The following is a 23,286-nucleotide window of genomic DNA, read 5'->3' as shown; positions in this document are numbered from 1 at the left end:
CCGGCGGACGGAGCCGGGGGCATCGGATGTCTTCCTCCTCCGACGCTGCTCGCCCCGGTGCATCCGCGACCGAACCACCGGCTGTGCCTTGTTCTCCCCCGCATCCGCCCCTAACTTGGGCCGCAATGTCCTGCGCCCCCAACCTGATCGACGCGCATGGCCGCACCATCCGCTACCTGCGGATATCCGTCACCGATCGCTGCGACCTGCGCTGCCGCTACTGCATGGCGGAGGCGATGACGTTCCTGCCGCGGGCCAAGGTACTGAGCCTCGAGGAAATCGCGTTGATCGCCGAACGGTTCGTTGCGCGCGGAATCGACAAGATCCGCCTGTCGGGGGGTGAGCCGCTGGTGCGCCGCGGCGTCGCCGAATTATGCCAACGGCTGGGACGGATGGTCGGAAACGGCCTCGACGAACTGACCATGACGACCAACGCCACCCGGCTGCGCGACCATGCGCCGGCCCTGGCCGATGCCGGCATCCGGCGGATCAATGTCAGCCTCGACAGCCTCGACCCCGCTACCTTCCGCTATGTGACCCGCCACGGCGATGTCGCGCAGGTGATCGACGGCATCGCCGCCGCGCGCGAGGCGGGGATTGCGGTCAAGATCAACATGGTGGTCCTAAAAGGGCTGAACGAGGATCAGGTCGGCGACATGCTCGACTGGTGCGGGCGCGAGGGGCATGACCTGTCGCTGATCGAGACGATGCCGCTGGGCGCGATCGACGAGGATCGCACCGATCGCTTCGTGCCGCTGACGCGGGTGTTCGACACGCTGTCGCAGCGTTTCACCTTGACCCGCGATACGCATCGTACCGGTGGGCCGGCGCGCTACTGGCGGGTCGGGGAGCATGGCAACCGGCTGGGGCTGATATCGCCGCTGACCGCCAATTTCTGTGCCGGGTGCAATCGCATCCGGCTGACGACCGAGGGCAAGCTGTATCTGTGCCTCGGTCATGACGATCATGTCGATCTGAAGGATGCGCTGCGCACCGGCGGGCTGGCGGCGGTCGATGCCGCGCTCGACGCCGCGCTGCCGCGCAAGCCGGCTGCGCATGATTTCCGGATCGAGGCGGGCGCGGCCCCCGCCGTCGCCCGCCATATGAGCGTCACCGGCGGATGACGCGGCTTGCCCTGCTCGCATCGCCGACCGCGCAGGCGCGCGCCGCCGAGGAGACGTTGCGCGCCCGCTACGACTTTCGCGGGGTCGAGGATGCCGACCTGATCGTGGCGCTGGGCGGCGATGGCTTCCTGTTGCAGGTGCTGCACATGCTGCTCGAACGGCGGCGGACGGTGCCGGTGTTCGGCATGAACCTCGGCACGGTCGGGTTCCTGATGAACGAATGGCGGATGGACGAGCTGGACCGCCGGCTGGGCCGCGCCAAGCCGTTCAAGGTATCGCCGCTGACCATGACCGCGACGACGATGGACGGCGACGTCCGCGTGCTGCCCGCGATCAACGAGGTGTCGCTGCTGCGCGAGACGCGGCAGACGGCGAAGCTGGAGGTATCGGTCAACGACCGGGTGGTGATGCCCGAGCTGGTATGCGACGGCATCCTCGCCGCGACGCCGGCCGGGTCGACCGCGTACAACCTGTCCGCGAACGGTCCGATCCTGCCGATGGGATCGGCGATGCTGGCACTCACCCCGATCAGTCCGTTCCGCCCGCGGCGCTGGCGCGGCGCGATCCTGCCCGACAAGGCACGGATCACGCTCAAGGTGCTGGAGCCCGAGAAGCGCCCGGTATCGGCGGTCGCCGACCAACGCGAAGTCCGCGACGTGGCGCAGGTCGACGTTGCGATCGACCGGGTGCGCGACCTGACGCTGTTGTTCGATCCCGAACATGCGCTGGATGACCGGATCACGATGGAGCAGTTCGCGGGCTAGGCTGACCCGCGTCGAGCGAAGAGGGTCGATTTCGCGCGGCTACGAGGAATGACGCCGCTGACACGGACGTGGCAGCACGCGCAACCCCTCTGCGCCTCTGCGCGACATACGTCTTCTGTCTCGTTGCGCACTTCACGCCTTCGCGTGAACCAAACCCCCTTTCCCTTCGAAAAGCCCGGAAATCCGCCCGCGCCAGACTTTCTTCCAAATTTCGGAAAATAACCGCTTGCAAAGCCCGATTCCGCTGGTAGAGACGCGGCCTCGCAGTTGTTCCCTGATAGCTCAGCGGTAGAGCTCTCGACTGTTAATCGAGCGGCCGTAGGTTCGAATCCTACTCAGGGAGCCAGCGACACCCCCGGAAAATCTGGACTTTTCCCCGACTGGGGCACTGCGTGGCTGCGGTGGTCTTCCATGTCCGGCCTCCACCCATCGGACGATGCTGGAAATGCTTCGTCACAAATCGGCTGAACCGGCGTTCAGCATCGGGTAATCTCGTGTACGGCACGTTCCGTCGTGCTGCATCCACGGACCCGAACCCGCGGCGGATCGTTCTTTCCTGCAATGGACGATCGCCATGAGTCGGTAGCCATGGCGGCATTGGAGAAACTGATGTTGCTGCACCCTACCCCACGTGCCCGCCTGCGCGCGATCGGCACGACTCTTGTCGGAGCGCTGGCATTGGCCGCCTGCGCGACGCCAACCCCCTATCAGCCGGCATCCGGCTCGGGCTTCTACCGAAACGGCTATAGCGACCAGCAGATCGAGCCGAACCGTTATCAGGTCGCCTTTTCGGGCAACAGCCTGACCTCGCGCGAGACGGTCGAGCGCTATCTGCTGTACCGTGCCGCCCAGTTGACCCTCGAACGCGGCTATGATTATTTCCTGATGGCCGACCGTGACACCAATTTGCGCAGCCGTACCTATTCGACGCCGGGTGTTGGCGGATTTGGTCCTGGTTGGGGCGGCGGCTTCGGCTGGGGCGGCTGGGGCCCGGCATGGCGCTATCGCAGCCCGGCGTTCGGCTGGCGGGCATGGGACCCGTTCTGGGGCGATCCGTTCTTCGGCAACACGATGGATATCCGCACCGTCGACAAATACGAGGCGATGGCGGAGATCGTGCTGGGCAAGGGTCCCAAACCCGCCAACAACGTCCGCGCCTTCGATGCGCGCGCGGTGCTGCAGAGCCTGGGGCCGAGCGTGATGGAGCCCGAACCGCGGCGGTAACGCTGCGACAAGGGCTAAGACAGGAAGGCCGCCGTTCCCATCGGGACGGCGGCCTTTTCGTTTTGCCGGGTCCCCGCCTGCGCGGGGATAGGGCAGGCGAAGGGCGTCGGCGGCGTTACGCCACCAACGCGCCGTGGCAGTGCTTGTACTTACGGCCCGACCCGCACGGGCACGGCGCATTGCGGCTGACGCGGCCTTCCCAGCTGGCCGGATCGTCGCCGAGGTCCTCATCGGGCACCGGTGCCGCCATCTGCAGCATCGGTACGCGGGTGGTGATCAGGCCCTGCGCGCCTTCCCCGCCCCAGCTATCGTCCTCGCCGGTCAGCGGGTCGATGTGCATCGTCAGGAAATCGGGCAGTTCGGGAAGCTCGGGCGGCGCCTGGAAATTGAAGTTGGCGTGCGCCATCGTCCGGGTCACGTCCTCGCGGATGCTGGCGAGCATCCGTTCGAACAGCGCGAACGCTTCCTGCTTATATTCGTTGATCGGCGTCTTCTGGGCATAGGCGCGCAGGTGGATGACCGCCCGGAGCGCGTCGAGCATCGCGAGATGCTCCTTCCAGTGATGGTCGAGTGTCTGGAGCAGGATCGACTTCTCGATCTGAGTCCAGCTGTCGGCATCGAGCTCGGCCGACTTCGCCTCGACCAGCGCGTCGGCATCCTTGCGGATACGCTCTTCGAGGGTTTCGGCGTCGAGGCCGTCCTCGTTCGCGATCCAGTCGGCGACCGGCGCATCGACGCCGAGCAGTTCCTGCGCGCGCTCGCGCAGACCCTCGACATTCCACTGTTCAGGATAGCTGTCGGGCGGCACGGCATCGCCGACGACCGTGTTGACGACCGCATGGCGCATGTCGATCACGACGTCGCCGACCGTTTCGGCATCCATGATGTCGGCGCGCTGTTCGTAGATGACCTTGCGCTGGTCGTTCATCACGTCGTCATATTCGACGACCTGCTTGCGCACGTCGTAGTTGCGCGCCTCGACCTTCTTCTGCGCGGTTTCGATCGCGCGGCTCAGCCACTTGCTGCCGATCGCCTCGCCATCCTCGATATTGTTGCGCATCATCTTGGCGAACAGCGTGTCCGGCCCGAAGATGCGCAGCAGATCGTCGTCGAGGCACAGGTAGAAGCGCGACAGACCCGGATCGCCCTGACGCCCCGACCGGCCGCGCAGCTGGTTGTCGATGCGGCGGCTTTCGTGGCGTTCGGTGCCGAGCACGAACAGGCCGCCGGCCTCCAGCACCTTCTGCTTTTCCTCGATGATCTCGGCGCGGACGCGAGCCAGCGCGGCGTCATATTCGCTGCTGCCCTCGACTAGCTCTGGATGTTCGTCGAGCATGCGGAATTCGGCGTTGCCGCCCAGCTGAATGTCGGTGCCGCGACCGGCCATGTTGGTGGCGATCGTCACCGCGCCCAGCCGACCCGCCTGCGCCACGATATGCGCTTCGGATTCATGATAGCGCGCGTTCAGCACCTTGTGCTCGACCCCCTCCTGCGTGAGGAAGTCGGAGAGCAGTTCAGACTTTTCGATCGAGACGGTGCCGACCAGCACCGGCTGCCCCTTCGACGCATGTTCGCGGATCTTCTTGGCGATCGCGCGGAACTTGTCGTCGAGCGTCTTGTAGAATTCATCCTCTTCGTCGACGCGGCGCACCGGCACGTTGGTCGGGATCGAGACGACATTCATCTTGTAGATGTCGAAGAATTCCGGTGCTTCGGTCGCGGCGGTGCCGGTCATGCCCGACAGCTTCGGGTACATGCGGAAATAATTCTGGAAGGTGATCGAGGCGAGCGTCTGGTTCTCCGGCTCGATATTCACGCCTTCCTTAGCCTCGGCGGCCTGGTGCAGGCCGTCCGACCAGCGGCGGCCGTCCATCATGCGGCCGGTGAATTCGTCGATGATGACGACCTTGCCGTCCTTCACGATGTAGTCGGTGTCGCGCTTGAACATCATGTTCGCGCGCAACGCCTGATTCACATGATGCACGACCTGCGTGTTTTCGAAGTCATAGAGGTTGGCGCCGACCAGCAGTCCGGCCTCCTCCAGCATCCGTTCGACCTTTTCGGTGCCGTCCTCGGTCAGCACCACCGACTTCTGCTTCTCGTCCTTCTCGTAATCGTCGGGCGACAGCCGCTTCACGATCTCGTCGACTGAGCGGTAGAGGTCGGACTTGTCGTCGGTCGGGCCGGAGATGATGAGCGGGGTGCGCGCTTCGTCGATGAGGATCGAATCGACCTCGTCGACGATCGCGAAGTTGAACGGGCGCTGCGTCATCGACGCGCGATCGAATTTCATATTGTCGCGCAGATAGTCGAAGCCGAATTCGTTGTTGGTGCCGTACGTGATGTCGGCGGCATAGGCGGCGCGGCGGTCGTGATCGGGGATGTTCGGCACGATCACGCCGGTGGTCAGGCCGAGAAAGCCGTAGACCTGCCCCATCTGGGCCGCGTCGCGCCGCGCCAGATAGTCGTTGACGGTGACGACATGGACGCCCTCGCCGGGTAAGGCGTTGAGATAACAGGCGAGCGTCGCGACCAGCGTCTTGCCCTCGCCGGTGCGCATCTCGGCGATCTCGCCACGATGGAGGACGATGCCGCCGACCATCTGCACGTCGAAATGGCGCATGCCGAGCACGCGGCGCGCGGCTTCGCGGACGGTGGCGAAGGCTTCGGGCAGCAGCGAGTCGAGCTTGGCGCCGTTCGCCAGCTGCTCGCGGAACTTCGGAGTCTGCGCGGCCAGATCCGCATCGGACATGGCGGTCAGTGTGGGTTCGAACTCGTTGATCTTGTTGACGATCGAACCGAGCGATTTGACGTAGCGGTCGTTGGACGACCCGAACAAAGATTTGGCGAGGCCACCGAACATGGATGTGCTTCCTTGGGAAATACGGCGCGCGCACCGCGACGGGTTCGGCGGCTGCGCGTGGAAAAGGGACGGAAAAGCGCGGGTGCGCGCTATTCGTGGGTGCGCAGCGTCCGGTCGCGGACGGCGACGTGCGGGGCAGGCGCGAGGAACAGCGGTTGCGGATCACGCGTCAGCGGTTGTTCGGGTCGCGCGGTCGCTGCCATAGGCGCCGCGGCGACGGCAACCGCGATCTGCCCGGCAACGGCCTGCGTCGCCGCCACCTGCCGCGCATTCGCGACTCCCACGCCCGGGAGCAGGCCGGTCAGGCCCGTCAGCAGCGCAGAGAGGAACAGCAGCAAACGCAAGCGATACGTCCAGACGGTTTGGTTTCGCGACGGGTCGCCCGGCCGCAAGTGGGCGAGACATAGGGAATGGGTGGCCCGGCGTCCAGTCGAGGCGTTACTGCTTCGGTTGGAAAGACCAGCGGTTTTCCGTTCTGACCCGCCTCGACTTTCCGTCAGGGATTGGCAGGAAATGCTCGAGCCACTCGCAGGCAATGGTAGCCTTTGCCGAATCTCGTTGGACGCAGTCGACGACGCTTCCATCCGGCTGAGCCGTCAGAGTTCGCTCCAGCGTCCAATAGGGCGGCACGTCGGTATCGGGCGCATCGGCTGGCAATGGATCCTGTTCGACTTCTCTGCGCCCGACATGAATGAGGGTACCGTTCACGAACCCGCTGCCGATGGATCGCTGAACCAGATATTCGCCATTCGGCTTGTAGCACCCGCCTACCGGTATGCCGCTTTCACCCGACTCCCGACTGGTGCATCCGGAAATCTTTCCGCTGCCATCCAACGTGAACCGTTCGATCACGGCATAGGAGCGCAGTGGTACGCGGGGCGGCGTCTGGGGCGGAAGGCTCCAGATGAATCGAGTCAGCCACTGCCCGGCTACCTTTTTCCCTTTTGCATCGAGGGCCGGCGTGAACTTCCCACGTCTCATAATGAGGCGACAGGTGGCAGCGTCGAGAAGCGCATTGTCAGTGGATGTAATCAGTCGGCAATCTGCCGGGCGACCGTGGCGATCCACCTCGACATAGACCCCCGCTACGCCGTCCTGCCGTTTCGCAAGCGCCGAAGCCGGGTAATCGCTGGCAGTTACCCAGCTTCCGGGATCAATCGCGACCGGATCGGTCTGCGCCAACGCCCCGCCCCCACAACAAAGCGTTGCAACGCACGCGCCCATGCGTAGGAACCGTCGCATCTCCACCCCCTGCCCCATCCCCGGCGCAGGCTAGACCGGACACCCCGCCAATGTCGACTGCCGTATCGCCGCTCGCTACGCCCTTCCCCGCGCTGCCGCCGATCGGGGGTGTGACGCTGCGGGTGGCGCGGGCGCGCTACAAGGCATGGGACCGGTGCGACCTGACCTTTGCGACGCTGGCCGAGGGGACGGCGGTGGCGGGCGTGCTGACCAACAGCAAATGCCCCTCGCCCGAGGTCGAATGGTGCCGCCGCGCGCTGGTGCTGGGCCGCGCGCGGGCTTTGGTGGTGAATGCCGGCAACAGCAACGCCTTCACCGGCGATCGCGGCCGGGCGGCGGTCGAGGCGATCGCCGCGCGCACCGCGCAGGCGATCGGGTGCCAGCCCTCCGACATCTTCGTCGCCTCGACCGGCGTGATCGGCGTGCCGCTGCCGATCGACAAGGCCGAGGCCGGCCTGGACGCGGCGTTCGTCGCGACCCCATGTGGCTGGGAAGCGGCCGCCGAAACGATCGGCACGACCGACACCTTTACCAAGGGCGCGTTCACGACCGCCAAGGTCGGCGACCGAACGGTCAAGCTGGCCGGGATCATCAAGGGGTCGGGGATGATCGCGCCCGACATGGCGACGATGCTGGGCTTCGTCTTCACCGATGCGGCGGTGGAGCCCGCCTTCCTGCAAAGCGCGCTGGAGGCGGCCAATCGCCAGACCTTTTCGTGCATCACGGTCGATGGCGATACCTCGACCAGCGACACGGTGCTGGCGTTCGCGACCGGCGCGGCGGGAGGTGATCCGATCGCGTCGTTCGACGATGACAGCGCGGATGCGTTCATCGCGGCGCTGCACGACCTGTGCCGGCAATTGGCGCATCTGGTGGTGCGCGACGGCGAAGGTGCGACCAAGTTCATTGCGGTGACGGTCGAGGGTGCGGAGAGCGATGGCAGCGCGCACCGCATCGCGATGAGCATCGCCAACTCGCCGTTGGTCAAGACCGCCATCGCGGGTGAGGACGCCAATTGGGGCCGGGTGGTGATGGCGGTCGGCAAGGCGGGCGAACCCGCCGAGCGCGACAAGCTGGCGATCCGCTTCGGTACGACGCAGGTCGCCGAAGGTGGTCTGGCGGTCGCGGGTTACGATGAGGCGCCGGTCGCCGCGCATCTGAAGGGTCAGGAGGTCGAGATCGGCGTGGACCTGCACCTCGGCGAAGGACGCGCGACGGTATGGACCTGCGACCTGACGCACGGGTATATTTCGATCAACGCTGATTACCGGAGTTGAGCGGCGATCTCGCGATCCGGCTAGTCTGATGTTGTTCAGCGCAACGCCGGTGACAAGTCGTTATTCTCCTCGATCCGCAACATACGAATGTCGCGGACGGAGGGCTGGAACCAGCTATAGGCCCGATTCAGTTCCTGTACCACCAGCACGCAATCGACCGCAGTGACCTGTTCGTTGCCGAAATAGGTCGAACCCTGTTGCCAGTCGAAGCCGTGCTGTTCAAGCACGCGGCGGACATCGGAATAGGCGTTATTCCACGATGCGTTCGGGTAGGTTTCACGCAACAAGTTGGTGTCGAGATCGAACACAATAGCGTACATGCTTCCTCCCGTCGAACGACGGGTCGGCCATGCGCGATTGTGTCCGATCCCTGCCATCATCCTATCGTATCAAGTCGGGGTCGCTTAACCCAGTTCACCCTCGAGCCAGGCCTTCAACTGGCTCTTCGGCCGCGCGCCGAGCAGGTCGGCAACCGGCTGGCCGTTCTTGAACAGCTTCAGCAGCGGGATCGACTGGACACCCATCGAACCGGCGGTGTCGGGGTTGGCCATGATGTCGACCTTGGCGATCGTGACCTTGTCGCCCAGTTCGTCGGCAATTTCCTCCAGCGCGGGGGCGATCATCTTGCACGGGCCGCACCAGTCCGCCCAGAAATCGACCAGCACCGGCTTGTCGGATTGCAGGACATCGGCGGAAAAGCTGGCGTCGGTTACGGTCTTGGTCGGCATGTTTATCTCCTTATGGGCCGATATCTATGGTCGGGAGCGTGGCTCCTCAAGCTTCGCGGGGCAAGCTTTGTTCCCCCGCCCCCAAGCCGGGCTTGTGCGCGTCGAGCAGATCGGCGGGCAGGACGAACAGCGTCGGCCCCGCCGTGTAGAGTAACGCCGCCTCGATCGCGCGGTCGGGGAAGATGACGGCGAGCGCGGCGGCATAGGCCGCCATCTGCTTGAGGTGATAGACCGGGATGGCGTCGAGCGACGACGGTACCCGGCGGCCGGTCTTGAAGTCGACGACGCGCGCCACCGTGTCGCCGATGCAGAGCCGGTCGACCGTGCCCGCCACGACCTGCGTACCGACGACGGCGGCGATCGGTGCTTCGGCGAGCGCGTCGGGGCCGAACAGGTCGGCGAAGACCGGATCGTCGAGGATCGCCATCGCGTCGCGCGTGACGCGCTGGCGCAGCTTCGCGTCCTCGACCCCCGCCGTGCCCGCCAGCCAGCGCTCGGCGGCATCGGCGCGGCTGTCGCGCGGCAGGTCGGGCAGGCGTTCGAACAACTGGTGGAGCAGCCGCCCGCGTTCGGCGGCGGCGCGCATCGTCGCGCTGGGCGGAGGGTCGGACACCGCGTCCTCGCCGAGCGCGGAGGGGGCGAGCGGGCGCGGCGGACGTGCTTCCTCGGGCGCGGACGCACGCAGCCATGCCGGGGGGGCGGCGGTTGCCGGCGGGGCAGCGCTGCGGCGGGTGCGCGCAGCGACCGGGGCTTGGCGGATCCGCCCGGTGAAGACGCGTTCGCCCTCCGCCGCCGGCACCCCCAGCGCATCGAACGCGGCGGCGGCGGCACTGTACCAGCTGAGTGCCGGCGGTACGCCCTGGCAGCGGGCGGAGGGGGCACCGGCGATGACCAGCCGTTCCTCGGCGCGGGTCGCGGCGACGTAGAACAGCCGCCAATGTTCTTCGAGTTCGCGCTTGTCGACCGCAGCGACGGCGTCGTCGACCGGCGTGCCGCGCTCGCCGCTGCGCGGGCGAAATACCGGAAAGGCCGCGCCGTCATGACCGTCGGGTACCCACGCCACGATATCGCGGCGGCTGTTGGCGGGATCGATCGCCGCATCGGCGAGCAGGACCAGCGGCGCCTGCAACCCCTTTGACCCATGCGCGGTCATCACCCGCACCGCGCCGCCCGACGCCCCCGCGTCACGCTTGATCTCCACCTCGCCCCGGTCGAACCATTCGACGAAGCGTTGCAGGGAGGACGTGGCGACGCTTTCGAACGACAAGGCGGCGTTGAGCAGTTCGTCGATCGGATCGCGCGCCTCCTCGCCCAGCCGTGCGATCAGCTTGCGGCGGCCGTCGAGTTCGCCCGAGAGCAGTTCCTCGAGGAAGCGATAGGGCGTCGCGAAATCGGCGCGGCGCAGGATGCGCGACAGCGGCTCGACCGCATCGCTGTTCGTCTGGCGCAGATGCCGCCACAGGCTTCCGCCCTCGCGCAGGGCACCGGCGAGCAACTGTTCCTGCGTCCAACCGATCAGCGGCGAGACCAGCAGGTTGGCGAGGCTGAGGTCGTCCTCGGGCTGAAGCGCGAAGCGGATCGCGGCCAGCAGATCCTGTACCGCCAGCGGCGCATCGAGGCGCAGCCGGTCGACGCCCGCGACCGGCACCCCCTCCGCGTACAGCCGCGCGACGATCAGCGAGGCGAGGTCGCCGCGCCGCTTGACCAGCACCATGATGTCGCCGGCCTGCAGCGTCCGCCCCTTGGATTCGAGCAGCAGCGTGCCGATCCAGCCCTTGATCGCGCGGGCGATGTCGCGGGCGATCACGCGGGTCGAATCGTCGATCCAACCTTCCTCGTCATCACCCGCCGCCTCGACCACCGTCGGTGCCCAGAGCGTGACAGTGCCGGGACCGGGGACTTCGCTGTCGTGACGTTCGGGCGTGTCGATGCCCATGCCCGGATCGGGCAAGGCGGCGATCGCGGCGTCGACGAATTCGAGGACCGGCCGCGTCGTGCGAAAACTATGGGTCAACGACAGCGTGTCGAGTTCGCGCGCATCGCCGCGATAATCGGCGGGCAGCGCGGCGCGGCGGCTGAAATCATGATGCGCCGCGCGGAAATAGATCGGGTCGGTGCCCTGAAAGCCGAAGATCGCCTGCTTGTAATCGCCGACCACGAACAGCGTCCGCATCCCCGCCGCACGCACGGCGTCGCCGCTGAAATATTCCTCGACCAGCGACCGCACGATCGCCCATTGCTGCGGATTGGTGTCCTGCGCCTCGTCGATCAGGACATGCTCGGTAGTCTGGTCAAGCTTGAAGCGGACCCAGTCGCCGATGCCGGGTTGGGCGAGCAGGTTCAGGGTCTCGCGGATCAGGTCGTCAAAATCGACCGCGCCGGCCCGCCGCTTGGCACGGACATAAGCATCGGCATAGGCCCGCCCCGCCTCCAAAGCGCCCGCCAGCGCATCGGCGTAAGCAGCCTGCGCGCGGATCGACAATAGTTCGGCGGCGCGAGTGCCGACCGCATCGGCAAGATCGTCATAATCGGGGTCTGCGGCGATCAGCTTGGCCGATGCCTTCTTCAGCGTATCCTTCTGGGTGAAGAACATGCCCCGCACGTCGCCCAGCCGCAGCGCGCGTTCGGCGGGCGGTTGGGCCAGCCAGTCGAGGATCGCCCCGTGCAGCTTCTGCCCGGTCGAAGTGCCCCAGGCGCGATTAGCCTCGGCCAGTCGTTCGAGCGCGTCGCAGTCGAATTCGTCGTCGCCGCACGCCTGCGCGATCACCTCGTCGACGTCACCCGACGGCAGGTGGAAGGCGCGGCGCAGGAACGGCTGGATACCGCTCGGCAGTTCGGCCATCGCTTGCGGATTGCGGGCACATTCGCGGAGGAAACCCTCGGCCGCACCTTCGCCCATGCGCAGCGACATGGCGGCGATCGCGTCACCGATCCGGGTAGAGCCGGTGCGTTGTTCCTCGACCAGCAATTCGGCCAACGCCTCGCGCGCCATGCCGGCTTCCTCGCGTGCTTCCAGGGGACGGAAGCCCGGGACCAGCCCGGCCTCGACCGGGAAACCGGCGAGCAGGCTTTGGCAGAAGCCGTGGATCGTCTGAATCCGCACCCCGCCCCCCGGCGCGTCGAGCACGCGCGCGAACAAGGTGCGGGCGCGGGCGAGCAGCGCGGGATCGTTCACGTCCTCCCCCAGCGCGAACAGATCGGCCTTCAGATCGGCGGTCGGCAGCCGGACCCAGCGCGCGAGGCGGCTGGCGACGCGCTCGGCCATTTCCGCCGCGCCGGCCTTGGTAAAGGTCAGGCACAGGATCGCCGCCGGATCGACGCCGCGCAGCAACAGGCGGAACACGCGCGCCGAAAGGACGTGCGTCTTGCCGGTACCCGCCGATGCCGACAGCCAGACATGGCGATGCGGGTCGCTGGCCGCCGCCTGGTCGTTCTTCAACCGCTGGAGCGCGCGGACTTCACTCACGGCCATACCATTCGTCGCGGCGCATCAGCTGGTCATACTCGGCATAGGGGGCATATTCGGGGACCAGCTTGGCGGTGAACGCCTCGACGCCGGTCAGGAAGCGGGCGACGGCATTCTCGAAATGGCCCTTGGCTACGCGCACGAAATCGTCGGCGACCACCCGCCCCTTCGACCCGTCGGCGTTGACCGGCGAGGTCATCTTGCCGAAGCGATCGCCATCCTTGGTCAGCGACCAATATTCGAAGGCGGTGGCGGTGCCACGCACTCCGCCGAAACAGCCACGTTCGGCCATCAGCCCGAGGAGTCCCAGTTGCAGGCTGTAGCCGGCGGCGACCGCCTTGGCGCTGGGCGCCTTGCCGGTCTTGTAGTCGATGATGGCGAGGCTGCCGTCACTCGCACGGTCGATGCGGTCGGCCTTGCCCGACAGTTCGACGCCGGCGATCTCCAGCCGGCCGTCGCATTCGACGCCGGCGACGATGCGCCCCTCGGCCAGCTTTTCGTGGGTAAAGGCGGCGACCCAGTCGATCGCCTCGCGCAGCCGCGGGACCCACAGGGCACGCAGCAGCGGGTGGGTGCGCGGATCGTCGGACAAAGCCTGCAACCGGCGGTGCAGCTTCGCCGGGTCCAACCCATCCTCGCGCGCCCAGCGTTCGAGCACGCCATGCACCGCCGTACCGCGCCATGCGGCGGTCGGATCGGCATCGACCGCATCCATCGGCGACAGGCGCAGCATCCGCCGGGCGTAGAAGGAGTAGGGGTCGGCCTTCAGCCGGTCGACCTCGGTCACCGAGATGCGGCGCGGACGCAGCGCCACCGGCGGACGCGGTGCCGGACGCGATGCGGCGGCGTAATGATCGGGCGTGTCGATCGCGCGCGCCCAGTCGCGCAGATGGCCAGCGCGCTCCAGCCCGTCGTCCAATGCCTGCAACCGCAGCCACAATCGCGAGGCGATGGTCGGCGCGGTGGCATCGCGCGCGGCGCGGGTCAGCACCACTTCGCGCGCGCCCAATGCCCCGGCGAAATCATGCGCGGCAAGGCCAATCCGGCGTTCGAGGCCCGGCAGGCCGAGATCGGCACGGATGCGCGGCGCCAGCCAGGGATCGGGCGAGGGCAATTGCGGCCACACGCCCTCGTTCAACCCGCCGAGGATCATCAGGTCGGCGGTCTGCAACCGCGCTTCGAGCAGGCCGAGAATGGCGAGCCGGGGATGCGCCCCCTGTGGCGGGCGCACTGCGACCTCGTCGAGCAGCGTCCGCAACAGCGCCGGTAGCGCGCGCGGGTCGAGCACCGGCGGGCCGATCGGTGCCTGTTCCTCGAGCGCGGCGATCAGTTCGGCGGCGGCGCGTCCCTCGGGCCGGCTCCACGCGGCATCGCCCGCCAATTCGGTCGCGGTCTCGCGCAGCAACGCCAGCAGTGCGGCCATCGGCTGCGGTCCCGCCGCAAAGGCTTCGGCGAGCGGGGTCAGCAGCGGACAGGCCATGTCCCAAAAGGGTTGCGCCGCCGCGCGGATCGCCGCGTCGCGCGGTTCGCCCTCGCGCAGATGCCGGTCGATTCCAGCCAGCCCCGGCGCGGGGCGCGGTCCGCGCAACGCCCGGTCGAGCCGCCGCACCCCGTCGAGCCAGACGACGCGCTGTTCGGCCTCGCCGCTACGCACCAGCGGGTGTTTGAGCAACGCCAGCAGCGCGACGGGCGCGAAACCCTGCGCCGCCGCCTCGACCAGCGCCAGCAGCAGCGTGCCCGGCGCCAGCAGCGACAGCGGCTGCCCGGCCGAATCGTCGACCGCGACGTCCCAGCGTGCCATGTGCGCCGCGACCCGCCGGGCGAGCGCGCGATCGGGGGTGACCAAAGCGGCGGTGCGGCCGGGCGTCTCCAACGCCTCGCGCAGCGCGATGGCGATCGCCTGCGCCTCTTCGGCCGGGGTCGCCAGTTCGACCATGCGCACCCCCGACAGGCGGCGGTCGGCGGCGGGTACGTCGATCCAGTGATGGGTGCGATCGGCGGGGCTCAGCGCGGTGGCGATGGCGCGGCTGCGCGTCGGGGTCGCGTCATGCTCGCTCGCCGCCTGCCAGCGGACGAATTCGCGGCGGTTGACGCCCATCCGATCGAGCAGCAGCTTCAGATGATATTGTGGATGGGTCTCGATCGACCGCCTGCGCCGCCCGGTCACCGGATCGGGCGCATGGGGGCCGAGCGACGCCCATTCGTCCTCGTCCATCGCGAGGTCGAGGCCCGGTAGGACCACCATCCCCTTCGGCAATCCTGCGACACATTTCTGGATGCGGGCAATGGCCGGCGCATTGGTGGCAATTCCCGCCGCGCAGACGAATCCCTTGGGCGGCTGCGCGGTCCAGCGCGCGCACAACCGTTTGAGCAGGCGCGTGCGGCGGTCCGCGAGATCGATCCGCCCGAGCGCCGCCAGCTCGCCCGGCCAGCGATCGAGCACGATGCGGAACAGTTCGAGCGAGCGTTCCCAATGGGCCGACAGCGCCTCGTCGAGGTTCAGTTCGCGCAAGGCTGCCGGATCGACTTCCTCGACCAGCAACTGGTCGAGCGTCGCGGCGAGATCGCCTGCCAGCCGCACCGCCTCCGCGCCATCGACCGGGCGGCCGGCGCGCTGGCGCTCCTCGGCGACCAGCCGGGCGAGAATCATCCGTCGGGCGAGCGGATCGATCGCCGGCGGGATCGGCACGGCGTCGGCGGGATCGGCGAAGCTGCCCGCCCCTTCGTCCAGTTCGGGATCGCCGATCGCGACCAGCCGCGGCAGCAGCAACCCGCCACCGCTGGCGCGTACGAACGCCTCCTGCACGGTCCGCTTGGCGCGGTTGGTTGGGACCAGCACCATACCCTGTGCCAGTGCGATCGGGTCGCTGCCGAAGCGGCGGATCAGCCCCACCGCCAGCGCATCGGCGAACGCGCGGTGGATCGGGATCGTGTAGAGGCCGAGGCGTTTCGCCTCAGCCATCGGCCAGCACGGCTTCGGTCATCGGGATCGCGCTGGGCGTGCCGACATCGAACCACAGCCCCTGATGGACGACGCCGAACGCGCGCCCCGCCGCGATCGCGCGGTTCCAGAACAGGTTGGTGGAAAACGCTCCCTCGGGCCAGTCGGCGATGATGCGCGGCGACAATATCTGCACGCCGGTGAAGACGAACGGCGCGAGGCGGCCGGGCTTGCGACGGCCGGTGATGCGACCCATCGCGTCGATATGGAAATCGCCCTGCCCGCGATGCCCGTGCGCCAGCGCCTGCGGCACCAGCAGCAACAGCGCGTCCATCTTCGCATCGTCCCACAACGCACTGAGCAGCTTGATCGAATCGACCGGGCCGTCGACCCACAGATTGTCCGAATTGACGCAGACGAACGGCTGGTCGCCGATCAGGTCGCGTGCCTTGACGAGACCCCCGCCGGTTTCCAGCAGCTTGGCACGCTCATCGGACACGGCGACGTCGATGCCCTTCACCCGATGCTTCAGATGCGCTTCCATCGCATCGGCGAGGTAATGGACATTGACCACCGCTCGCTTGACCCCCGCCCCGCGCAGCCGGTCGAAGACATGGTCGATCAACGGCTTGCCGGCGACCTCAACCAATGGCTTCGGCCGCATCGCGGTCAGCGGGCGCATCCGCTTGCCCAGCCCCGCCGCCAGCACCATCGCGGTTTCGGGCACCTGCGCCTGCGGATGGGGGCGGATCGAACGGAGCGTGGTCATGCGAGTTCCTGCGGATCGCCGCGACGATGCGGCGGGATGTTGAGATCGAACCAGCGCGCGACGCCGGCCAGCGCCGGATGGGCAAGGTCGCGCTCCAGATAGCGCCAGACGCGCGGGCACAGCGCCCCATAGCGCGGCTTGCCGTCGCGCCGCCACAGCCGGGTGAAGATGCCTAGGATCTTCGCATTCCGCTGCGCGCCGAACAGGTGATAGGCAGCGTCGAACCCCTCCCCCACTCCGGTCGATTCGCGGTAGCGGGCGAGCATCGACGCCTCGACCACCGCCGGCACGTCGCGCCGCGCATCCTGCAACAGCGACACGAGGTCATAGGCCGGATGGCCCGCCAGCGCGTCCTGGAAATCGAGCAACCCAAGCCGCGCATCGTCCAGAAGCATCAGGTTTTCGGCATGATAGTCGCGCAGCACGGTCACCACCGGCATGTCGGGCAGCGCATCGAACGCCGCATTCCACGCCGCGGTATAGCCGTCGCTGTCGACGCTCAGGCCCAGCGCATCGCAATACCATTCGATCAGCAGATGCGCTTCGCGCAAGATGAAGGCGCGGTCATAGGGCGGGACCGGCGCCGCTTCATGGCGTTGCAGCCGCAGCAGCTGGTCGACCGCCGCCGCGTACAGCCGCGCCTCGCTCTCCGGCGCAGCGTCGACCGTCTCGCGCATCCGCATGTCGCCGAAATCCTCGAGCAGCATGAAGCCGCCGGCGGCATCATCGGCGAGGATCGCGGGCGCGGCAAAGCCCCGTTCGGCGAGCCACGCGGCCATATGCGCGAATTTGCGGGTATCCTCGGGCGGCGGCGCGTCCATCAGCACCGCGGTCCGCCCGGCATCGACCACCCGGTAATAGCGACGGAACGAGGCATCGACCGCCAGCGGCAATATCTGCGCATCGCCCCATCCGGCCCGGGTCAGGAAAGCAGGTGCCGCATCGCGCGGGTTCAGGTCAGCGGCCATCGACTTTCCCAAGCGCCCGGCACCCGCGCTGTCAAGCGCCGGCCGCCGGCATCGTCGAACGCCAGGGTCAGCCACAGCGCGTCGGGCCAGGGATCGTCGCCCAGCCGCTCGGGCCATTCGACCAGCAGCGCGGCCTCGTCCAGCACCTCGTCCAGCCCCAGCTCACGCACCTCCTCCGGGTCCTCGATCCGGTAGAGATCGACGTGCAGCACGCTGAAGCGCACCTCGGGCGGGTCATAGGGCTGGACGATCGCGAAGCTCGGCGACGGTGCCTCGCCCTCCAGCCCCAGCGCGGCGAGCACCCCCCGCGCGATACTGGTCTTGCCCGCGCCCAGCGGCCCCGACAGCGCGACGACGTCGCCCGGCCGCAGCACCGCCGCCAGCCGCACGCCTAGTGCATGCGCCGCCGCTTCGTCGGGCAGGTGGATCACGGCTCGCGCGGCAGGTCGATCGTGACCAGCGTCCCCAGCCCCTTTTCCGACACCAGTTCGATCGTGCCGCCATGCGCCTCCACCGCCTGTCGCGCGAGCGGCAGGTCGAGGCTAAGCGCGCGTTCGCCGACCCGGGCCGCGCCGGCCTGCGCGAACCGGTCGAATGCGCGGGCAACGGCGTCGCGCGACATGCCCGGCCCGTCGTCGGACACCACCACCCGCACCCGCTGCGGATCGCCATCGACATGCAGCAGCACGCGCCCACCCTGCCGCAACCCGCCGATCGCGTGGTCGAGCAGATGGCCGACCGCCTGCCGCAGGCGGCGCGCATCGCCCAGCATCACCCCCGCGCTCGGCGCGATCTCCACCGCCAGCTCGACACCGCGTGCGGTCGCGGTGGCGCGCGCTGCCTCTGCCGCTTCGGTCGCGATCATCTTCATGGCCACCGTCGCCCGCGCCACCGGCAGCGTTTCGTTGGCGGTCAGGTCGAGCGTGTCGTCGATCAGCCCGCTCAACCACTCGACCGATTCGAGGATCGCGTCGGTATAGCGCCCGCCATCCTCGCTCAGCTTGCCGGCATAGCCCGCCTGCAACATCTCGGCGAAGCCCTTGATCGAGGTCAGCGGCGTGCGCAGTTCGTAGCTCATCGATGCGACGAAGGCGTTCTTGACCCGGTCGGCCGCCTCCAGCGCCTCGTTGCGGTCGCGCAGCGCCTGTTCCATGCGCCGGCTGTCCGAAATGTCGAGCATGGTCAGCAACGCATTGCCATCGGGCAACGGCACCGCGCCGAATTCGTAATGCCGCCCATCGGCCATCGCGAACCTGCCCGATCGCTGCATCCGCTGCTGCGTGGCAAAACGGACCAATTCGGGAATCAGTGCCGCACGGCCCGGATTGGCGAGGCTGTCGGCGACGCGTTCGGCCAGCGCATCGACGCGCGGATGGCCGTCGAGGAAGGCGTCGTCCAGCCCCCAGACCTGGCGGAACTTGGCGTTCCATATCTGCAACCGGCCATCGGCGGCGAACACACCCAGCGCCTCGAACAAATTGTCGAACGTCGCGGTGCGGACGCGCAGCAGCGTGTCGCGCGCGCTGGCCAGTTGCACTTCCTCGGTCCGATCCTCGAAGATCAACAGCAGACCGCCTTCGGGCAATGGCTGGGCGACGACGCGCAAATGGGTGCCGCCCGGCACATGCCATTGCTCCTCGATCGCGCCCTCCGCCGCGCGGAACCAGTCGCGGTGCTCGGCCTTCCATCCTGGAAAATCACGGACTTCGGGCAGGCGCTTCGCCTCGCGCATCCGGTCGAGCACCCGGTCGAATTCCGGGCGATCGCCCAGCCATTCGGGCTTCATCGCAAAGGTGCGGATGAAGGGCTGGTTGTAGAACACCAAGGTCCGGTCCGGCGCGAATTGCGCGACGCCCGCCGACAGCCGGTCGAGCATCGCCCGCTGCGCCTCGCGGCTGCGCTTCAGCTTGCCGCGCGCTTCCTCGATCTCGTGCACGTCGATCGCGAAGCCGCCGGTGCCGCCGTCGCGCAACGGCATGTCGTGGACGCGCAGCATCCGTCGTTCGCCGTTGATCGTCGCCGGCATCGCCGCCGATTGCGGCTGTCCGGTATCGCGCGCGATCGACGCGCTGGCCAGCGGCCCGCCTATGCCGACGCCCTCGACCAGCTCGACCTGCCGCGCGATCACCTCGCCCGCATCCAGCGCATCGACCGCGCGGACATAGGCGGTGTTGACCATCGCCAGCCGCAGCGAATCGTCGCGATACCACATCGGCATCGGCGCCGCCTCGATCAGGCTGGACAGCGCATCGAACGCGGCGCGATACTCCTCCGCCTCGGCACCCAGCGTCGCGATCTCGTCATGGAACTCGGTCGCGTCGAAGAACCAGACCAGCACCCCGCCCGGCGTGTTGAGCTCCGCCGGCGCACGGTCACCGATCGCGAACAGCGAACGCGCCGATCCGGTCGCGCGGATGACGGTGCGGAACGCCTTGCCCCCACGCAGCGCACCGTTGATCGCATCGAGCAGCCGTTCGGCGCTGCCGGGCTCCAACCCGTTGTCGGGATTGCCGAGATCGGCGGCAGTCGCGGGCAGTTCGGCCTGACCCAGCCGGTCGGCAAGCGGCCGGTCGATCGACAGCCGCCCATCGGCCCGCACCACCATCGCCAATGCAGGCGACGCCGCCAGCGTCGCGCGCAGTGAATCGTACAGACCGCGATCCGACGTCGCCCCCCGCCGCGCCGACACCCCGACATACAGCGCCCAGATGCTGCCGACGATCAACACCGCCAGCACCGCACCGCACAGCAGGGCGGTCATGGTCGTGACGGTAATCACCGGCGATCTCCAACGGGCGGCAAGCAGGCAGGCATGAACACCCCCCCTGCCTAGTCCTTCGCCGCGCCATAAAAAAGGGGCGACGCCATGTGGCGCCGCCCATAATCGTCGAACCGAAATATCGGCGACATGCGATCACATACGGAAGCTGGCGCCCGCATAGATGAAGCGCCCTACCCCCGAGATCGGGTAGTTCAGCGAGCCCAGGCTGGGGGTCTGTTCGAACAGGTTGTTGACGCCGCCATAGAAGCGGAAGCTGTCGTTCACGCGGACCTCGGCCCGAATGTCGTGCTGGAACAGCTCGGGGAAGAAGAAATAGCGCGGATCGGACAGGTCCGGATTGTTCGCCAGTTCCTCGGTCGTGAAGCGCCGCGTCTTGCTGAAATAGACGAGGCCGTAATTCAGCGACAGGGCATCGATCGTCCAGGTGACGTTGCTCGACCCGCGCCAGCGCGGATTATAGGTTTCGAGCGTGTCGATATCGACGTCCGCCCCAACGGTCGGCACGAACGAGATATTGTCGAGATAGCCCGCGTTTACGCTAATGTCGAAGCGACCCAGATTGCCAGGCTTGAACGTATAGTTGATACCGAAATCGGCACCCGACGTCCGGAACGCCGCGACATTGGCCGGGGTGACGTTAAAGCCGATGCGGCGCTCGGGATCGTCGCCATCGCCCAGGACATAACCGGTCTGGGTCGAGCGGAAGACGTTCGCACAGAACGGGTTTTCGATCGTCGGCTGGTCGACGCAAAGCTGCGCCAGTTCGGTCGCGGTCGGCGTGTTGATCGCATCGCTGATGCGAATGTCATACCAGTCCGCCGTGATCGTCAGGCCGGGGATGAAGCGCGGCCGCAGCACCACGCCCGCGGTCCACGTCGTGGCGGTTTCTTCGGTCAGGTTGCGGTTGCCGCCCTGCGTACCCCGGCGCGACGTCGTTGCGGACGGAACCTGCGACGGGCTGAAGCTGGCGATCTGAGCAGCACTCAGACCAAGGCCGCTCAGCAGCGTCTGGCAATTTGCGGCACGGAACTGCGTCCCCTGGTTCCGGTTGGCGATGTCACACGGATCGGTGACGAACCCGAACGTACCGGTCGTCGGCAGGAACAATTCGCCGATGTTCGGCGCCCGGACTGCCTGCGAATAGGAACCTCGGAACCGGATGTCGGGGATCGGCGCATAGATGCCGTCGAACTTCCATGTGCGCGTCGTGCCAACCGTCGAATAATCCGACAGTCGCGCCGCCGCGCTGAACGACAGCAACTCCGCGAACGGCATGTCCGCGAGCAGCGGCACGTTCAACTCGCCGAACACTTCCTTGACGTCGAAGCTGCCGGCGCTCGGCGGCAGCGCCGCGAAATCGCGCAGTTCGCCATTGACGATCAGCGCATCGGGGTCGGACCGGCTGCCTTCACGACGATATTCGCCACCGAACGCGAAGCCGATCGGCCCGCCCGGCAGTTCGAAGATGGCGCGGCTGTCGCCCGAGATCGATCCCGAAACCACGTGCTGGTCAACCGCCGCGCGATTGACATTGTTCGCCAGCACGAAATCGAGCGCCGCCTGCGAAGCAACACCGTTGCCGAGCAAGTTGAGCGGACGACATGCACTGCCGGCACCTGGGGTGAAGGTCGTCGCCGGCTGGTCAAGCGCGGTCGCGTCGAGCGTGGAGCGGCAGACGATCGAACCGTCGGGCGCACGGACCGCGTCGATCGCCGCGAAATAGCGGTCGCCGATCAGGTTCGCGGTCTGCGTCGAGCGCGCATTGGTGCGGCCATAGACATAGGAAATCTCGTAACGGGTATTTTCGGCGATTTCGCCATCGAAACCGACGACGCCCCGCCACGTATCGCGCCGCACCCGCTCGCCGCGGATGCCGAAGTCAAAATTGTCGCGGGAGATATAGGCACCGTCCGGCGCCGCACCCGCACCGAAGCGATCGGCCAGGAACGCGTTGTCGCCGTTCAGATAGGTGAAGAAGTCGAAGCTTGGCTGCCCCACGGAATAGGCGCGGGTGCGCACGAACTTGCCTTCGGCAAAGAAGCGCACCTTGTCCGAGAACTCGAAGCTGGTCAGCAGGTTGGCAGCATGGCGCTCGATCGCCGGATACAGATCGCCAAAATATCCGGCGGTGGGGGTATTAGACGAGCCGTTCTGCGCCCGCCCGCCCGATCCGGGCAGGAAGGTACCGCCGTCATAGACGAGGCCGCTGCCGGTGAAATCGGGAATGCCGTCGAGGTTCAGGTCAACCGCGCCGTCCGGCGCGCTGTCCGACCAGCCAAGGTTGGTATAGACGATCCGATCGAGAATGTTGGGATCGTCGAACGGGTTGCCGTCGGCCCCGCGGCGGAAGTCGCCGATGTTCTGCCACAGTTCGCGATAGCGGCTGGGATCACCCGAAAACGGCCGCGAAAAGCTGCTCAACCGTTCGGTATTGCTATATTCATAGGCTGCGGTGACATTGCCGCGACCATTGGCGAAATTCTTGCCGGCGACGATCGATGCGAGCTGGTTACCGGCATCCCCGTCATCGGAAATCCCGCCCTGGAGGCGCGCCGAAATCCCTTCGAAATCGCGGCGCAGGACGAAGTTGACGACACCCGACACGCCGTCGGCACCGTAGATCGCGGACGCGCCGCCGGTCAGCACGTCGATCTTTTCGATCAGGTCCTGCGGGATCGAGTTGGTATCGACCGCCGCAGTGTTCGGTACCCCGGCCACGTGACGACGGCCGTTTACCAGGACCAGCGTACGATCCACGCCAAGATTGCGAAGGTTGAGGAAATTGGCGCCCGTGCCGTTCAGTTCGGTCGGGCTGGACCCACCCGACCTGGCACCACCGATCGAACCGGTCAGCGCAGGATTGCGGATCAGCACGTCGGTAATGTTGTTGAGACCGGTCGCCTCAATCGCGGCGGCGTTGACCGATACGATCGGGTTGGCGACTTCCAGTTCGGGACGGGCGATACGCGAACCGGTGACGACGATTTCGTCGCTGGTATCGACCGTACTTTGCTCGTCGCTCGCGACCGGGGCCGCGTTCTGCGCCGAAGCCGACGCCGCGGCGAGCAAGGCAGTAATGGCGAATACGCCGCGCGCGGCACCAAGCCGCCAGCGCGATATCGGTTGCATCATGGTTCG

General features: G+C 67.2%; 16 protein-coding genes and 1 tRNA gene. 5 read left to right on the top strand and 12 right to left on the bottom strand.

Going from position 1 to position 23,286, the window contains the following annotated elements; translation table 11 throughout:
• Positions 1–125 precede the first annotated feature (125 nt).
• The 4 genes from moaA (at position 126) to ACTHQV_RS02305 (ending at position 3,112) form a co-directional block, all read left to right on the top strand.
• Positions 126–1,124, top strand: coding sequence for a GTP 3',8-cyclase MoaA (gene moaA / locus ACTHQV_RS02320; protein WP_440488166.1), 999 nt, complete (start codon positions 126–128; stop codon positions 1,122–1,124).
• A complete protein-coding gene (locus ACTHQV_RS02315) occupies positions 1,121–1,888 on the top strand; it encodes an NAD kinase (protein ID WP_440488165.1) in 768 nt (255 codons plus the stop codon). Before moaA ends, ACTHQV_RS02315 begins: the two co-directional genes overlap by 4 nt.
• Before the next feature lie 271 nt (positions 1,889–2,159).
• A tRNA-Asn gene (locus ACTHQV_RS02310) sits at positions 2,160–2,234 on the top strand.
• A gap of 215 nt (positions 2,235–2,449) precedes the next feature.
• Complete coding sequence (locus ACTHQV_RS02305; protein WP_440488164.1) at positions 2,450–3,112, top strand: CC0125/CC1285 family lipoprotein; 663 nt, start codon at positions 2,450–2,452, stop codon at positions 3,110–3,112.
• Positions 3,113–3,227: 115 nt separating this feature from the next.
• On the opposite strand, the gene secA is transcribed toward ACTHQV_RS02305, so the two are convergent.
• The 3 genes from secA to ACTHQV_RS02290 form a co-directional block, all read right to left on the bottom strand.
• Positions 3,228–5,975 (bottom strand): preprotein translocase subunit SecA, encoded by a 2,748-nt coding sequence (secA, locus tag ACTHQV_RS02300; protein ID WP_440488163.1) that lies wholly within the window; start codon positions 5,973–5,975, stop codon positions 3,228–3,230.
• 89 nt (positions 5,976–6,064) lie between these two features.
• Positions 6,065–6,319 (bottom strand): hypothetical protein, encoded by a 255-nt coding sequence (locus ACTHQV_RS02295; RefSeq protein ID WP_440488162.1) that lies wholly within the window; start codon positions 6,317–6,319, stop codon positions 6,065–6,067.
• Between the two features lie 94 nt (positions 6,320–6,413).
• Positions 6,414–7,157, bottom strand: coding sequence for an energy transducer TonB (locus tag ACTHQV_RS02290; protein WP_440488161.1), 744 nt, complete (start codon positions 7,155–7,157; stop codon positions 6,414–6,416).
• Positions 7,158–7,267: 110 nt separating this feature from the next.
• Here ACTHQV_RS02290 and argJ point away from each other — a divergent pair, with 110 nt between their 5' ends.
• Entirely contained in the window at positions 7,268–8,494 is a 1,227-nt protein-coding gene (gene argJ / locus ACTHQV_RS02285) for a bifunctional glutamate N-acetyltransferase/amino-acid acetyltransferase ArgJ (protein ID WP_440488160.1), read from the top strand.
• A 35-nt stretch (positions 8,495–8,529) separates the two neighbouring features.
• Here argJ and ACTHQV_RS02280 read toward each other — a convergent pair whose 3' ends face one another.
• The 9 genes from ACTHQV_RS02280 to ACTHQV_RS02240 form a co-directional block, all read right to left on the bottom strand.
• Positions 8,530–8,814, bottom strand: a complete 285-nt coding sequence (locus ACTHQV_RS02280) for a virulence factor (RefSeq protein WP_440488159.1) — start codon at positions 8,812–8,814, stop codon at positions 8,530–8,532.
• A gap of 84 nt (positions 8,815–8,898) precedes the next feature.
• Positions 8,899–9,222: a thioredoxin gene (gene trxA / locus ACTHQV_RS02275; RefSeq protein WP_055760313.1), complete on the bottom strand. Its 324-nt coding sequence runs from the start codon at positions 9,220–9,222 to the stop codon at positions 8,899–8,901.
• Positions 9,223–9,268: 46 nt separating this feature from the next.
• Positions 9,269–12,694: a double-strand break repair helicase AddA gene (gene addA / locus ACTHQV_RS02270; protein WP_440488158.1), complete on the bottom strand. Its 3,426-nt coding sequence runs from the start codon at positions 12,692–12,694 to the stop codon at positions 9,269–9,271.
• Entirely contained in the window at positions 12,681–15,650 is a 2,970-nt protein-coding gene (gene addB / locus ACTHQV_RS02265; RefSeq protein ID WP_440488157.1) for a double-strand break repair protein AddB, read from the bottom strand. The genes addA and addB overlap by 14 nt, the downstream gene beginning before the upstream one ends.
• Entirely contained in the window at positions 15,643–16,398 is a 756-nt protein-coding gene (locus ACTHQV_RS02260; RefSeq protein WP_440488156.1) for a nucleotidyltransferase family protein, read from the bottom strand. Before ACTHQV_RS02260 ends, addB begins: the two co-directional genes overlap by 8 nt.
• Entirely contained in the window at positions 16,395–17,366 is a 972-nt protein-coding gene (locus ACTHQV_RS02255) for an aminoglycoside phosphotransferase family protein (RefSeq protein WP_440488155.1), read from the bottom strand. The genes ACTHQV_RS02260 and ACTHQV_RS02255 overlap by 4 nt, the downstream gene beginning before the upstream one ends.
• Positions 17,351–17,794, bottom strand: a complete 444-nt coding sequence (tsaE, locus tag ACTHQV_RS02250; protein ID WP_440488305.1) for a tRNA (adenosine(37)-N6)-threonylcarbamoyltransferase complex ATPase subunit type 1 TsaE — start codon at positions 17,792–17,794, stop codon at positions 17,351–17,353. Before tsaE ends, ACTHQV_RS02255 begins: the two co-directional genes overlap by 16 nt.
• Positions 17,794–20,127 carry a PAS-domain containing protein gene (locus ACTHQV_RS02245; protein ID WP_440488154.1) on the bottom strand — a complete coding sequence of 778 codons (2,334 nt, stop codon included), beginning with the start codon at positions 20,125–20,127 and terminating at the stop codon, positions 17,794–17,796. Before ACTHQV_RS02245 ends, tsaE begins: the two co-directional genes overlap by 1 nt.
• Positions 20,128–20,280: 153 nt before the next feature.
• Positions 20,281–23,280: a TonB-dependent receptor domain-containing protein gene (locus ACTHQV_RS02240; protein WP_440488153.1), complete on the bottom strand. Its 3,000-nt coding sequence runs from the start codon at positions 23,278–23,280 to the stop codon at positions 20,281–20,283.
• Between the last annotated feature and the right edge of the window lie 6 nt (positions 23,281–23,286).

It is taken from the genome of Sphingomonas sp. SAFR-052 (genome assembly GCF_051965015.1).
In the GTDB taxonomy this organism is placed as follows: Bacteria; Pseudomonadota; Alphaproteobacteria; order Sphingomonadales; family Sphingomonadaceae; genus Sphingomonas.
This window is presented reverse-complemented; position numbering and strand designations above follow the sequence as displayed.